Source organism: Spirosoma foliorum (genome assembly GCF_014117325.1).
GTDB lineage: Bacteria > Bacteroidota > Bacteroidia > Cytophagales > Spirosomataceae > Spirosoma > Spirosoma foliorum.
In genome coordinates this window covers 185,100-200,870 of sequence record NZ_CP059732.1, presented here as the reverse complement: position 1 = coordinate 200,870, position 15,771 = coordinate 185,100, and the positions used below count along the sequence as shown (strand labels likewise).

11 protein-coding genes are annotated in these 15,771 nt (G+C 46.5%); 1 reads left to right on the top strand and 10 read right to left on the bottom strand.

Annotation, left to right across the window (positions count from 1 at the left end; translation table 11 throughout):
* Window positions 1-28 precede the first annotated feature (28 nt).
* The 10 genes from H3H32_RS00835 to H3H32_RS00790 form a co-directional block, all read right to left on the bottom strand.
* Entirely contained in the window at window positions 29-190 is a 162-nt protein-coding gene (locus H3H32_RS00835) for a hypothetical protein (RefSeq protein WP_182460805.1), read from the bottom strand.
* Complete coding sequence (locus H3H32_RS00830) at window positions 156-752, bottom strand: ATPase (protein ID WP_182460804.1); 597 nt, start codon at window positions 750-752, stop codon at window positions 156-158. Before H3H32_RS00830 ends, H3H32_RS00835 begins: the two co-directional genes overlap by 35 nt.
* Window positions 753-756: 4 nt before the next feature.
* Window positions 757-957 carry a helix-turn-helix transcriptional regulator gene (locus H3H32_RS00825; protein WP_182460803.1) on the bottom strand — a complete coding sequence of 67 codons (201 nt, stop codon included), beginning with the start codon at window positions 955-957 and terminating at the stop codon, window positions 757-759.
* Window positions 954-1,433 (bottom strand): hypothetical protein, encoded by a 480-nt coding sequence (locus H3H32_RS00820; protein WP_182460802.1) that lies wholly within the window; start codon window positions 1,431-1,433, stop codon window positions 954-956. The genes H3H32_RS00825 and H3H32_RS00820 overlap by 4 nt, the downstream gene beginning before the upstream one ends.
* Window positions 1,434-1,692: 259 nt before the next feature.
* Window positions 1,693-2,019 (bottom strand): L-rhamnose mutarotase, encoded by a 327-nt coding sequence (locus H3H32_RS00815; protein WP_182460801.1) that lies wholly within the window; start codon window positions 2,017-2,019, stop codon window positions 1,693-1,695.
* A 113-nt stretch (window positions 2,020-2,132) separates the two neighbouring features.
* Window positions 2,133-3,128 carry a type I phosphomannose isomerase catalytic subunit gene (locus H3H32_RS00810; protein ID WP_182460800.1) on the bottom strand — a complete coding sequence of 332 codons (996 nt, stop codon included), beginning with the start codon at window positions 3,126-3,128 and terminating at the stop codon, window positions 2,133-2,135.
* 226 nt (window positions 3,129-3,354) lie between these two features.
* Window positions 3,355-4,581, bottom strand: coding sequence for an efflux RND transporter periplasmic adaptor subunit (locus H3H32_RS00805; RefSeq protein WP_182460799.1), 1,227 nt, complete (start codon window positions 4,579-4,581; stop codon window positions 3,355-3,357).
* Between the two features lie 24 nt (window positions 4,582-4,605).
* Complete coding sequence (locus H3H32_RS00800) at window positions 4,606-9,021, bottom strand: CusA/CzcA family heavy metal efflux RND transporter (protein ID WP_182460798.1); 4,416 nt, start codon at window positions 9,019-9,021, stop codon at window positions 4,606-4,608.
* A gap of 220 nt (window positions 9,022-9,241) precedes the next feature.
* Window positions 9,242-9,628: a hypothetical protein gene (locus tag H3H32_RS00795; RefSeq protein ID WP_182460797.1), complete on the bottom strand. Its 387-nt coding sequence runs from the start codon at window positions 9,626-9,628 to the stop codon at window positions 9,242-9,244.
* A 213-nt stretch (window positions 9,629-9,841) separates the two neighbouring features.
* Window positions 9,842-11,194 carry an alpha-L-fucosidase gene (locus tag H3H32_RS00790; RefSeq protein ID WP_182460796.1) on the bottom strand — a complete coding sequence of 451 codons (1,353 nt, stop codon included), beginning with the start codon at window positions 11,192-11,194 and terminating at the stop codon, window positions 9,842-9,844.
* A 285-nt stretch (window positions 11,195-11,479) separates the two neighbouring features.
* Here H3H32_RS00790 and H3H32_RS00785 point away from each other — a divergent pair, with 285 nt between their 5' ends.
* The gene (locus tag H3H32_RS00785; RefSeq protein ID WP_182460795.1) at window positions 11,480-15,532 is read left to right on the top strand and encodes a hybrid sensor histidine kinase/response regulator transcription factor; all 4,053 of its coding nucleotides are present in this window, start codon (window positions 11,480-11,482) and stop codon (window positions 15,530-15,532) included.
* Window positions 15,533-15,771 lie beyond the last annotated feature (239 nt).

Below are 15,771 nucleotides of genomic sequence, written 5' to 3'. Positions count from 1 at the left end.
TTGGAGAATGTATTTAGTAACGATGGCCTTACAGGTCGCGGGCTTTAACGCGCACAGGTTTGTCATTGTGAGCGATAACTAATTCTTCATCATTACACTTCGCCTGGTCGACTACTTTCTGAACGGCTCGTCGGACACCAGCCAACACTTCGTCGTTACTTGGTCTCGTCTTTGTCTGATTTATTTCCATGGTTCAGAATGGTTTCCCAAATGTCTTTATTTAACACAAGTATCTCGCTATCAATTCCGCCCGTTGCTATCAGATCAGAAACAATGCCAGCGTTATTGAAAATAACAACGTAATCGCAGACTGGAATATATAGTTTAGTCAGATTTACCAGACTCCTGGCATATCTACGTTCAATCACATCGGGTGGAATGTTATGGCCTCCCCGAGACACACGCATCGCCACTCGTTCCTTTGATACCTCTGCCGATGGTATCCAGAAATAGTAAAGGCTTACAGAATAGCCAAGTTGCTGAGCACGACGAATAGTTTGTACGTATGAGCGCGTAGACAACGTTGTTTCAATCGCAAAATCAATCCCTTGCCTCATAAGTTGCTCAATACGTTGCAACATGATCCGCGCAGCCTCAAACGCTACGGCTTCCACATTGAATGGGGATAATCCTCTTGCTATTTCATCAGCATTGACGAATTCCTTAATCTTCATGACTTCAGGTAGCAGCGTGTAAGCAGCGGTTGTTTTTCCGGCTCCGTTCGGACCAGCCATGATATACAGGTTTGACATCTTCTCAATCGGTCTCTTCGAGCGTAAAGATATGCTCCACCGATTTACCAAACACCTGTGCCAGTTTTAGTGACAAAATTGTAGAAGGAACGTAACGACCCGTTTCAATCGAGTTAATCGTTTGCCGACTTACACCAATGCGGTCGGCCAGGTCGGCTTGCGACAGGTTCTGTTCAGCTCGTTCAACTTTAAGCCGGTTTTTCATAGAGCCAACAGTTGATGGTTATTTCGGTAGAGAAGCCAGCGAAACCGGAAAATAAAGACCAGCAATACAGTAAACATGTTATAGACCATAACATTAAAAAAGGCATTGTCATAGAGCGTCAAAATGGCAATAGCCAGAATGATATAATTGGCATAAACGCTCCATTGCAGGGCTTCGAGCCGAAGTTGACCTATCATTTCATCCTCAACCTTCTCTCGTGAGAATGCAATCAGCAGTAAGCCAAGAATAACGCCAATAGCAGCTATTTCATCGGTCATATTTTGGCTACCAGCAGAAAAGAAACCTTCAAGCGTAAGAGTGCCCGTTGGTGGCTTAGCATTAAATAAAATCTCCTTAATTAAGGAAATGATATCTAACTCGTAATACATTGCTGCCAGCCCGAGGATAGCTGATGGTACGAAAATAATCCAGCCAATAAGCCGGAATCGATGCGGGAAAAGCCACTTTGTTTTCATAGATATGTAAAGTTTATTTGACACATCAAACGTAAAGCTAACTATTCAACATGTCAAGCAAATTTTACATTATTTAACAAAAAATTTCGAGTTTCCAGAAACTCGAAATTTTCACTAGCGCTAAGTCTGGCGCGGGTATTTACCCGTGCCTATTCATTTTGTCAGTATTCACTGACCCCCGCGTTAAGGACTAGTTTTTGCGTCAGCAAATGCTGACGACATAAGAAGGCACGGGTGAATACCCACACCAGATTGACACTCACATCTGAAAAATCTGCTTCATTAGCATCCACTTTTCGCCGGGCTTGGCCATCGGTAAAGACTGCTGATAACCCCACATTAAATTCTCCCATTCCTGCACCTTTGGGTTAGCAGCATCGGCGGCCGCTTTGACCTCAAACGAGAAGGTTTCGTCCGTCTCCATAATCATAAACAGTCGATTTCCGATCCGGTAAATTTCCATTTCGGTAATTCCGTAATCACGAATACTGGCTTCAATGGCAGGCTGGAGCTTTTTGTGGTATTGTTCATATTCGGCAATCAGAGCCGGATCATCTTTGAGGTCAAGGGCAAGGCAATAGCGCATTTTATCTGAACCAGGATTTATAGGATTTAAATGATTTTACAAGATTAAAAGATTACGTACGATTAACTCTAATCCTGGAAATCATTTAAATCCTATAAATCCTGGTTCAGACATTAAGGTACATACGTTTCCAAAACGGTCATATCACCATCAGGAATGAGGGTTACATTATTGATAGACGCCGGAATCAGGGCGCATTCACCCATTTTGAGTGATTGACTAAATCCGCCGGATGTTTCAATGGTGAGACCACCAGCTACACAAATTAAAATCACGAACGAATCGATGCGCGAATAGTCCTGTGCGACTTCTTCATTGAAATTCAGTACGTTAGTTATAAAATAGTCACTTTTTACAGCGTTAACGCTCTCGTTCTCCTTCTTTTCGTACTGTGTTTTGTAATGATCGTAGTGATGGTAATCGATGGCATCGACAGCCAGATCGGTATGCAGTTCACGCTTCTTACCAGTCGTTGCATCTACCCGATCGAAGTCATAAATACGGTAGGTCGTATCTGATGTTTGCTGAATTTCGGCCAGTAAAAGCCCTTTACCAATGTAGTGAACCCGACCAGCTGGCAGGAAAAATACATCGCCGGGTTTCGCAGGCTCAATGTTCAATAAATCCTGAATGGTATTGTCAGCAACAGCTTTCACGTACTCATCTTTAGTCACTTCCCGATTGAAGCCCGAATTGAGTTTCGCGCCTTCATCGGCCTGCATGATGTACCACATCTCGGTTTTACCGAAGCCGGTTCCACGTTGTTTAGCCAGCTCATCGTTCGGGTGAACCTGAATGGAAAGATCGTCATTGGCGTCGATGAATTTTACCAGTAACGGAAACCGATTACCGTATTGCTCGTACACATGCTTTCCAACCAGCTCACCTTTGTATTGCTCCACCAATTCGTGCAGCGATTTTCCCTGCAAACTGCCTTCTTTTACAATCGATACATTACCTTCTACATCAGAAACCTCCCAGGTTTCTCCACAGTTGGGTAGGGGACGGTCCGGCGATCCGGAGAAGTCTTTCTCCAGAATCGTTTTGATTTTCTGGCCTCCCCAGATTTTGTCTTTAAAAATAGTTTCGAACGTCAGCGGATATAGCATAAGGGAAATGTGCCGCCGGGCGGCTACGACTGATTAATAGATGAGGAAATTAACCGCCAAAATACGGCATTTGTTGGTCGATTCCTCTTTACTAGTTGTTTTCTGTGATGTCAGTTGCTTACATCTGACATGCTAGGTTTCTCAAAACCTATAGATGCTCACGAGGTTTTGAGAAACCTCCCAGTGGCGGGTTTTAGAACCCGCCACCACGATACTGCAATACCTACTACTCTTCACTGTTGTTTAACTTGGCCAATAAACTATAGGCTCCTTTTACTACAATTGGGGTTTGTTTGGGATTGATATCAGCCGAAAGAGCGATAGCAACATAGCCATTATCCCGTAGATCGGGCTTTACTTCCACCTGTCGAAACTGATACGTAGTGGGATTCACTTCTTTTTTCTCCAGGATATAAATGTAGTTTTTGCCCCCGAAACTAATAATAGCCTCTTCGGGCAGGGCCGATAAAGGCTGAGTTTTCACATTGATTTGTGCAGAAATATACCCCCCCGGAATAAAATCACTGGCGTAGCCATCGGGGTGTGCCAGCACCGAAATGGTTCGATCGGCAGCGATCGATTTACCAATCAGGAAAACTTCGCCCCGATGCACCAAACTGGCATCGCCACCCATGCCAAATCGAATAACCTGGCCCACATGAATGCGACTAATGTCTTTCTCGAAAATACTCAATCGAACATGCGGGTGCGTCAGATCGGTGATTTGCACCAGCACATCGGCAGGGTTAATGAAACGGCCATTATTGACGGGTACATCGGTCACAAAACCCGATACGGGCGACGGAACGTTAATCGTACGTGTGAGTGTGGCGGGTGTAAGCGTGGCAGGATTAATATGCAATAAAGCCAGCCGTTGCGTCATTCCTGCCAACTGAGCCTGTAAACTCTGACGATTGGCGCGAATCTGCTGAAATACCTTCAGCGCATTGACGTTCTCGCGGCTTAATTCCTGCTGACGAGCAAACTCCAGATCAGCGTATTCCAGTTTTGCTTTTGTATCCAGATACTCCTGCTGAAACTGAATGTATTCGGGATTTTCGAGCACCACCAGCGTTTGTCCCTTGCTAATACGCATACCGGGCTCCAGATTGATTTTTCGGATATAGCCGCCAAATGGAACCGAAACCGATACCTGATTCTGAGCTGGCACATCAAGCGAGCCGTTCACTTTCAATGTCGTGCTTAAGGTATGTAAACCAGGCTCTCCAAGCTGGATACCCGCGACCGTGTATTGGGCCTGTGTTAGCGCTACCCGAACGGTATCGTTAGATTTTTCGGTAGAGTCAGTGGCGGTAGTAGCCTCAGTGTTTTTTTCGACCGCTGTGTCGGCCGCTGTTTTTTCGGTAGACTGGCAAGCCAAGCTACCAGTTAGTAGACTGATTAACAGCAGAAAAAGCCGGAAATGACGAATGGATAATTGAATGAAAGTCATATAAGTATATACAATGGCGAAGGCTTATGGATTGCCAGCCAGGTAGTTAATGTATAAAACCGATTGATTGTATTGATTCAGTAAATCGAGGTGATTCAGGCGAATGGTAAGCGCCTGCTGAATCGCTAGTGAAAATTCGACATAGCCGATATCGCCACTGCCAAATGCTCGCCGAGCGTTCGTCTGAATGAGGTCTGCCTGCGCCAGTCCGTTTTCTTCGTAATACGTTAACGCATCGCGATATTGCCCATACTGAGTCACAGCCTGCGTTATTTGTTGTTGCAGGGCCAGTTGCTGGCTTTGCAGTTGCGTTTGTGCCAGTTGTTCGCTAACGCGGGCAGCTTCGACCCGAGCCCGACCAGCTCCACTTACTAATGGGAATGTTACGCCAATTTGACCACCATAAAATCGGTGCCCCGCACCGAAATACAATTCCTGCCCGTCGATCAACTGGCTCCCTACAAGCGTTTGCGAGAAAAGACCGACCAGAAAATCCGGCTTGAGTCGCGCCTGTTCGACAGAACGGGCTTCCTGAGCAACCCGAATCTGTTGCTGTAACTGACGTAAAAGTGGGTTTTGCGCCAGAGCGCTACTATCCGTTGGGAGGGCCAACGTCAGTTTAAGCAACACCTGATCTGGAATACGAACCGGTTCTGTCCGATACAGCAACGTTTGTAACCGCGTTCGCCCGGCCGTCTGATTACTTTCGTTCTGGGCCAATCGTACGCGCTGATCGGCTAGTTGGCTTTCGGCGGTTGCCTTTTCAAGGCTTCCGGTTTCGCCTACCCGGTACCGCAAATTGGCAGCCTTGACAAACTCCGCCAGAATGGTATCCTGCTGGCGATATAAGCGCGTTTTCTGCTGAAGATAGACCAGATCATAATAAGTCGATTTCACCTGGTACTTCACATCGTTTTGGGTAACGAGCACCTCCATCTGGCGCGCCGAAACAGTCTGATCGTTCAAGTCCGCCAATCGACGCATAAGCGTGGGATTCGGAATAGACTGCGTTACTGTCAGGTTGTTATCGAACCGACGGCTGTTGTATTGACCCAGCATGCCAACCACCGAGAACCGCCCAGCATCGTAGGCCGTTCGGCGCAGGGCCTGCTGTTGACTTACACCCAATCCAGCTATTCGTAGTTGCGCATTTTGGGTTGTGGCTTGCTGCAATGCCTCCTCAAGCGTAATGGCTTTTAAGGGAGCAACTTGCGAAAACCCGGTTGTCGATATGGCTAGTAACAATAGGATAATCGTTGCAGCAGAAGGTGCTTTTTGAGAAGACCTCTTAGCCTCATTATCAAGCGATTTTTTCTCCATGAGTGAATACAGGATTGGTAGAACAATCAGCGTTAACAGGGTTGCGGTGAGCAGGCCACCAATGACCACTGTAGCCAGGGGTTTCTGAACTTCGGCCCCTGCCGAGTTAGAAACCGCCATCGGAATGAACCCAAACGAAGCAACAAGGGCAGTCATGATTACAGGTCGCAGGCGAATCTCTGCGCCTTTCCGAATAATCTCTGTCATATCGGTTAAGCCTTCCTCATGCCGTAAGCGATTGAATTCGGCAATCAGAACGATACCGTTCAGCACCGACACGCCGAAGAGGGCGATAAAGCCAACTCCTGCCGAAATGCTGAACGGCATACCACGCAGCAGCAACGCGAAGACTCCGCCGATAGCGGCCAACGGAATCGCCATAAAAATCAGGAGACTCTGACGGACAGAATCGAACGTAAAAAAGAGAAGTGCAAAAATTAACGCCAACGCAATTGGCACAGCAATACTTAATCGTTGCTTGGCATCGACCAGGTTCTGAAACTGTCCGCCATATGTCACATAATAACCCGCCGGAAACTTTATCTGCTGATCCACTTTCTGCCGAAGTTCAGTCACGATACTTTCCACATCTCGTTCTCGAACATTAAAGCCCAGCGTGATGCGTCGGTGTGTATCGTCGCGCTGAATCTGGCCAGGCTCCTGTTCCATCGACACCGTCGCGACTTCGGATAAGGGGACCTGCTGCCCGGTTGGGGTAGCTATATAGATAGTCCGAATATCCTCAAGGCTCTGCCGTTTAGCCGCGGCTAGTCGCACAACCAGATCGAAGCGTTTCTCACCCTCGAAAACCAATCCTGCCGATTGCCCCGCCAAAGCCGTATTGATTGTCCGGTTCACATCGGTGATGTTCAGCCCGAAGCGTGCAATCTGATTCCGATCCAGTTTAATTAAAATCTGTGCCTGCCCTGCTACCTGCTCTACATACAGGTCTTTAGCTCCATCGATCTTTCGAATAATGGCACTAACCCGGCCAGCCAGTTTTTCCAGTTGGTTAAGATCATCGCCATAGATTTTCAACGCGACATCCTGTCTCGCTCCGGTCATCAGCTCATTAAATCGCATTTGCACCGGTTGCTGAAACCCAAATGTGACGCCCGGAACTACCGACAAAGCTTTAGCCATTCGATTGGCTAATTCATCGCGTGTACTGGCTGAAGTCCATTGATCTTTCGGTTTCAGAATGGCCATCAGATCGGCGGCTTCAATTGGCATAGGATCAGTTGGTATTTCGCCCGATCCAATTTTAGCAACAACCTGCTCTACCTCAGGAAACTGCGTCAACAAAATTCGTTCAGCCTTAAGAGTAGCATCGACGGTTTCTGATAGTGAACTGCCGGTTAATGTTCGGGTATCGATCGCAAAATCACCCTCGTCGAGCTGCGGAATAAATTCACCGCCCATACGACTGAACAAAATGCCAGTCAGTACCAGCAACCCGACAGCGCTCAATAAAATGGGCAGTCGATAACGCAACGACCAAAGCAGAACAGGCTCGTAGAATCGCTGAATTTGCTTCATCAGCCTATCTGAAAACGTAATTTTATGGGCAACTTTCTTATCCAATAACAAGGCCGAAATCATGGGCACATAGGTTAATGACAGGATAAATGCGCCCAGAATGGCAAACGCTACCGTTAGTGCCATCGGTCGGAACATTTTCCCTTCCACGCCCGACAGCGCCAGAATAGGCAGGTACACAATTAGAATAATGATTTCTCCAAAGGCAGCCGATGATCGAATCCGGGAGGCAGCCCCAAATACTTCATCGTCCATTTCAGATTGTGAAAGAGTGGGATCTAGCCTTCCGGTCGGCGCCCTGGCTTCACTCTTTCGTTTGTGCAAATGATGCAAGGTGGCTTCTACAATGATTACTGCCCCATCGACAATCAATCCGAAGTCGATAGCGCCGAGGCTCATCAGGTTACCCGAAACACCGAAAAGATTCATCATCGAAATGGCAAACAGCAAGGCTAACGGAATCACGGAAGCCACAACCACTCCCGCTCGCCAGTTGCCTAATAGCAATACCAGAACAAAAATGACAATGGTTGCCCCTTCCAATAGGTTACGCTCTACCGTACCTATAGCACTGGTAACCATCTTGGTACGATCCAGAAATGGAACGATGGCCACTCCTTCCGGTAGTGTTTTGCTGATTTCGGCGATCTTTCGTTTTACCGCCCGGATTACTTCCGATGAATTACCACCCTTAATCATCATCACAATAGCGCCAACGGCTTCACCCTGCCCATTGCGCGTTACTGCCCCATAGCGCACCGCCGATCCCAGACCCACCTCTGTAACATCACGCACGCGAACTGGTAATTGCTGGTCATTTAGCCGAATCACGATATTGGCGATGTCATCGACGGAGCCAATAAGCCCATTGGATCGGATAAAGAACGCATTGGGCTTTTTGTCAATGTACGCTCCGCCCGTATTCTGGTTGTTTTGTTGTAGGGCCGTAAACAGGTCGTTGATCGTGACACCCATACTACGAAGCCGATCGGGGTCAACGGCAATTTCGTACTGTTTAACAAGTCCCCCGAAACCACTAACATCGGCTACACCGGGAGTTCCAAGCAGTCCCCGGCGAATAATCCAGTCCTGAATAGTTCGTAGATCGGTTAGGGAATATTTATGTTCATAGCCTTTCTTGGGCACAACCGTATATTGAAAAATCTCGCCCAGTCCCGTCGTAACGGGTGCCATCACTGGCATACCTACGCCCGGTGGAATCTGTGTCGTTACGTTTTGCAACCGCTCAGCGATCTGCTGACGAGCCCAGTACACATCGGTTGCATCGCTAAATACAACTGTTACGATGGATAGGCCAAAACGAGAAAACGACCGAATTTCAATCAGGCCAGGAATGTTCGACAGGCCAACCTCGACCGGAAATGTGACGAGTCGTTCGATGTCCTCAGCCGCCAGCGACGGGCTATTGGTGATAACCTGCACCTGATTGTTGGTAATATCGGGAACAGCATCAATCGGCAACTGAGTAGCCGACCAGCCCCCCCATATCACCAGGGCCAGCGTCAGGAACCCAATGATGAGTTTATTATGAATAGAAAAATGAATAATGGCGTTCAGCATAGCGACTACCGTAAATATGTCGGATAATAATAGCCTCAAAGCAGGCCCAAGTGGCCAGCTATAGACAGGAATCGATTGGGCCAACCAGACCGACGTAGCGAACTAGTCGTTTCAGGCGAATCGATAAAGCACCAGGATGGAAAACAGGAAACGTAAACAGACTAGAACAAGCTGTTCTATCGACCCGAATGGGCACAATTTGGCCTCCAGGTACGTAGAACTAGCATCTGGGTGGGTTAATCAGTGAGAAAACGGATAGAAACGAATACAGATTTGTATACCGTGAAAGCACCGTTTGAGAAGAAAGCACTGTCGGTAAGTAGGCCCGACTAGTTAACTGAAGATAATTGATTGTAAAGCCAGTAATCATGTGCCCTGTTGACGGCAGATTATGGTGGCTATGATTAGGATGCTTCTGGTGAGCTGAGTTTTCGCCATAGTGCATCGCCATGAAATCAATAAAACTCAGGTTATGATCTGATTCTATATGGTGCTTATAATGCTGAATCAGCTCAACCAGTTTGGTCGACTGCTCAATACCAAAACCGGGCAACAAACTGTTTCCCAGAATTAGGCCTGCCAGCAAAAAAGCAACCATTGATTTCATGAAGCCCCTTTCTTTACATGCTTAACGCAAGGTAATTCTGAAAGTTTATTCGCCCTACTTAATCAGGATAATTTAGAAGCAATCTAGCTGAGCGATAGCGCGAGCGTCTACGCTTATGCTGATTATTCTTCGGCCTCTGGCCGATTGGATATTAATTAATACTGGCCAGAGGCCAGAGAATAGTCAGCACGAGCGTAGACGCTCGCGCTATCGTTATTCCCGCGCCGATGCTTTATAAACGCCTACTTCTGCCAGTTCTATGGGGCCATTGGCGTTGGTTATAAACAAACGAAGCTTCGATGATTTCACCTCTGGGAATCGCAGTAGTCGTTTATAGCCTACCGTTGTGAATGTCTGGAGCGATTTCCATTCCGAACCATCCCAATACTCGACCCGACCACTGGCAATGCGCTGGCCATTAGCTATATTCTCCTGAATCGATATGCGATCAAAGGTTTTTTCGCCATTCAGGTCAATCGTGATCGGTTGATTGGCGGTCAGCGTGGTGAAAGTACCGAGCTGCTTATCGGTTAGTTTGGGCTGTTTTGCTACCAGATTCTGCTTAAACGTCTCATCCAGAATACTGCGAAACTCTTTCAAACTTGCCAGATCTGGCGCAGAAAAAAGTCCCTCACGATTAGGCGGCACATTCAACAACAACAAACTATTTCGCCCCACTGACTGATAATAGAGATTAACCAGATTTTTCCCCGAGCGTACTTTATCGTCTTCTTTGGGGTGATAAAACCAACCTGGTCGGATTGATACGTCTGTCTCAGCTGGCACCCACTGTTTGCCCGTCGCATCGCCCCGATTCAGGTATTTCGAATCAGCCACGCCGGGGGCCAACCCGTCCGTATTGATGGTCGACCAGCAGGTTTCACCCGCGTTCCCCGCTTCGTTACCCACCCAGCGAACATCGGGACCTGCATCCGAAAACATGACGGCATTGGGTTGCAGCTCACGAACTAATGCCCAGTAACCCGCAAAATCGTAAGTCATGTCTTTGGCATTTTCGCCCTTCGCCCCATCGAACCAGACTTCCGAAATAGGGCCGTAATTAGTTAATAGCTCGCGTAATTGGCTCTTATAGTAATCGTTGTAAGCCGCTGTTCCATAACGCGGTTCATGCCGATCCCAGGGTGAGAGATACACCCCAAATTTCAACCCGAATTCACGACAGGCATCGGCCACTTCACGAACGACATCTCCTTTACCGTTCTTCCAGGGGCTATTTTTTACCGAATGCTCAGTCATTTTAGATGGCCAGAGACAGAAACCATCGTGGTGTTTTGCTGTAATGATGGCCATTTTAAAGCCAGCTTCTTTCAGGGCCTTGATCCACTGTCGGGCATCCAGTTTAGTTGGATTGAAAATAGCCGGACTTTCGGTGCCATCTCCCCACTCTTTATCCGTAAATGTATTTACCGTGAAATGCAGAAAGGCTGTGGTTTCGAGCGGTTGCCAGGCAAGTTGACGTGGAGTTGGTTTAACTGTCGGTTGAGCGGTAAGGCGGGTTAAGGCAACTGAAATCAATAATCCAGTAAAAGCACGAGACAAACGCATAGGAATAGGTTAATTTTAGGTCTTAAAAGTAAGTAAAAACTACCTTTCTGATGAGATTAATCAACCAAAACGGTACAAACCACAGAGCCTTTTTCGGCCCATAGATTAATCCATTGTACCTTAGAGCAATTTTCCGACTACATGGTATAATCTAAAATAACAATCACCTTCGCCACCTACTTAGTGGTAAGAATCAGTAATGATTTATAATTGATTCTCTCGCTAATTACTCGTCAGAATAAAATAGCGAGCTATTTTTACCTGACTAGACAACTCTGCCCAGCTTTGGCTCATTACCGACAAATCGCCCTCTTTCTGACCCTGTTTTTTCTAACATTAGTTGGCAAAAACGCGGTATCGGTATGTGGACAGAGCATTACGTTACCCAAGCCTGAGGCCATAACGAGTGAACAAGGTTTACCGCAAGCCTTTGTTCCTGGTATTGTACAGGACCGTCAGGGCTTTATCTGGATGGCTACTCGTGATGGCCTATGCCGTTATGATGGAAAGCAGTTTAAAGTATTTCAGCCTACTACAGATGGTAAACCGGGCATTTCTTCGTTAAGCCTTTCTGGTCTGGGTTTCGATAAACAAGGACGCATCTGGGTATTCAGCGACTATAATGATATCGATATAATCGACCCCGTTACTGAGAAATTTGTCAATATTTCGAGGCAACCTTTTTTTAAGCAACAGCTAGGTCAGGACCACATTCATCATCATTACGTTGATCAGCAAGGTCGATTATGGATTTGCCTCCGTTCAAACAGAATTATCTGCATTGAGCCGGATACCTATCGGGTACAACAATATCAATATCAAGCCCCTTTACCCTTAAGCTCTTTTGCCGGAGCGGGCATTTTCGTGCAAGACAAGCAAGGAATCATTTGGACATGCGCTACCAATGGTTTGTATAGACTCGACTCGCCAACAAAACGTTTTTTACGCTATCCACTTCCCAACAACAATGTTAAAGGAATCAGCATACGGCCTAGTGGTGAGTTGTTTATCTTATTAGACAGCTCTGTATTATTGCTCGATCCTCAGTCGGGCCGTACACGATCGATTACCTTACCTAGCCACGAAGTCGACCCGGTAAAACAGTTCCAGGTTTCTTTCGTAACAGATACAGAAGGGAATGAATACTTTTATCAATATGGCATTCTGTTTCACTACAACGAAGCAAAGGGCGTAAGTGTATTGGCAAAATTGCCCGAAGGAATAGGCTTCGAAAGTCTGTTCATTGATCGGTCTAATGTGCTATGGACAGGCACTAATGAAGTCGGTGTATTTAAATACAACCTCAATGCCGGAGTGTTTCAGGCTGCTCCTTACCAGCTCAATTTTTACGAAGATCTATTCCATCGCGAGTTAGGCGTACCGACATCCCAATTACCGAAAATATCTCCTGCCGCCTATCCTTACTTTTTTCGTTACACCATTGATAAAGCGGAAAAGCTGTGGTTCAATATGGGCGACAGACGCTTTTATCAGCTTGATCTGAACACGAAGCAAGTTAGTCCGATCCCTTTTCCAGCTCATTTATTGGCAAACTCGACCTGGCTGGATTTAATAGTACCCATGGCTACCGATCCTGCAGGCCGTGTTTGGGCAGTAACGCAATCGTTGGCGATGTGGTATGAAAATGGCAGGTGGGTTTCGTTTCAATATCCCATTCGGGCAGCAAACCCGCCCGACAGTTCGAAGCAGCAACTTCGTTCGTCGCTGGGAGTAGACGGTACCATTCTTCAGGTAGTGATTGATAACCAGGCAATATGGCTGGCCACAAATACGCAAGGGCTTTATCGGATCGATCGGGTTAGTGGGCAAATTCGTTCCTACAAAAATCAACCAGCCAATCCAAATTCGCTGAGCAGCAACCAACTGTTTTGTCTTTTCGATGATCCTCTTGACCCAGCCATTTTATGGGTGGGCACGTTTGGGAATGGTTTGTGTCGTTTTGATAAGCGAACGGGCACCTGCCGCCGGTTTTCCACCAAAACAGGCTTGCCCAATAATGTAATCTATTCGGCAATTCCTGATAAAAAAGGCTTTTTATGGATTGGCACTAACCAGGGGCTTTGCCGCATGGACCGCCGATCTTTTCAGACCTGCGTTTATAAAAAAGAAGACGGTCTTCTGGAAAACGAATTCAACCGGTTTCACTTCTTGCACCTCCCAAACGACCGTATCCTGATGGGTGGCCTGGGTGGAATCACGTCCTTCTATCCTTCCCAATTACACGACGATACGTATCAGCCACTTACCCAAATCACTGACATTCAACTAAACAATCAGTCAATTTCCCCTGGGCCACTAACCGATTCGCTGCCTGTTCAAGCTATCACCCACCTTGATTTACCGTATAATCAGAACTTTATAACGATTGATTTTGCGGCTATGCAATACAATCGTCAGGGGAAAATCCGGTATCGTTATCAGTTAGTTGGCTTGGATCAGCAATGGATTGAACCGCGTGAACCTATCGTTCAATACACCGATTTACGCTGGGGAGCGTATACGCTGAAATTAAATACATCGAATACATCCGGTATCTGGAGTAAACATATTCGGGAGATTACGCTCGTAATTCGTCCGCCCTGGTGGGCCACCTGGTGGGCAATTCTACTATACATTTTTGGCATAGCCGCCTTGGGTTATATGCTGGTCAACGCCTATCTGACCAAACAGGAAACCAGGCAACTTAAGGCCGTTGACTTAATGAAAGCCCGGTTCTTCACCAATATTGCGCACGAATTCAGAACGCCACTAACCTTAATTCTGGGTCCTGTAGAAACCCTAAAAAAGCGGCTTCACACCTACGATGACCAGTATCAACTTAACTTAATCAACCAAAATGCAGGGCAAATACTGGAGCTGGTTAACCAGTTAATTGATCTGTCGAAAGCCGAGGCAAATGGTCTTCAATTAAACGAAAGCCTCGGTGATCTTAAGTCTTTTGTCCATAAGCTCGTTTCCGTACTAGAGCCTCAGGCGAAGGCAAAAAGCATTGAACTAACGTTTCAGGCCGAAGATATGCCTCCGCAGTACTGGTTTGACATGGAGAAACTGGAACGAATTATTAATAATCTGACCGTTAATGCCCTGAAATTTACGCCCGTAGGCGGCAAAGTAGGTGTCGACCTGGCCATTAGTCCGCTACCTTTAGGGAAGTCTATACCTAAAAATAAGGAGCAGACAGACGTTTCCTGGATTCAGCTATCCGTTTCTGACAATGGCATCGGCATTGCGTCCGAAAACCTACCGTATATTTTCGATCGATTTTATCAGGCAAAAAACAACCAGATAGAACTACTAAAGTCGGGGCAAGCGTATTATTTACAACAAGAAGGTTCAGGCATTGGCCTGGCTTTAGTGAAAGAATTAGTTGAATTTCAATCGGGTACAATTCAGGTAACTAGCACTGTAAACTCAGGAACCACGTTCATCGTTCGTTTACCCTATCGATCCGTTACCACCGAACTTTCTACCCCATCAGTTACAGCAGTTAAGTCTGCTACACAACCTGTTGACATAGAAGTTGAACCTGTTGTGCAGCGTATTCCCAAAAGGAAACCAACAGACAAAACCTCATCTATACTTGTCGTCGAAGACAGCGAGGTGCTACGAGATTTTATTGTTAATAACTTACTGGATTCTTATTCGATCCATCAGGCTGAAAATGGCCTGGCAGGCTGGGAACTGGCTACTAGTCTGGTACCCGATTTAATTATCAGCGATATCATGATGCCTGGTATGGATGGGTATACCCTCTGCAAGAAGCTAAAAGAAGATTCCCGGACCAATCATATTCCGGTTCTTCTATTGACAGCCAAAGCTGCCGTTAATGAACGGCTGGAAGGTTTGGCTTTAGGAGCCGACGCGTATATCGCCAAGCCGTTTCATATTCAGGAGTTGCAGCTACGTATCCGCAATCTTTTGGAGCAGCGTCATCAGTTACAACAATGGGTACTAGCCAGTCTCACCAGTACCGCTCCAGTGGAGGAGGCTCCTGCGCCTACCGATCCACTTATTGAGAAACTCTGCCAACTAGTTGAGGAGCGCCTGGATGAACCTACCTTTGGTGCTGAAGAACTCACGTTAGCAAGTGGCATGAGCCGCATGAATTTACACCGGAAGTTAAGAGCGCTGGTCGATACCTCAACGGGCGAGTTCATCCGCAATTATCGACTAAAACGAGCAGCTCAATTTCTACGTGAAGGTCACTCCGTATCTGAAACAGCTTATCTGGTTGGTTTCGAAGATCCCTCTTACTTCGCTCGTTCATTCCGAAAAGTGTATAAAATGTCGCCCTCCGCGTTCGCTCGTACAAATTAAATCAAAAGCAAAGAAAGACACATTCACTATACACTAACAAAGAAAATATATAGTAGATCATTACTTTATGTAGCGGTGATGAGGTATTTGGGACAGGAGTACCGGTTTTTGATATAAAATCACCGGACTTTGTAAGGACAGAAGTTGACCTTTGAGGATTCGATCTGTTCTAATTTACAAACCTCGTTCCTGTAGTCGAGCAGCCTTCGTAATACTTACCATCTATTTATTTACCTACC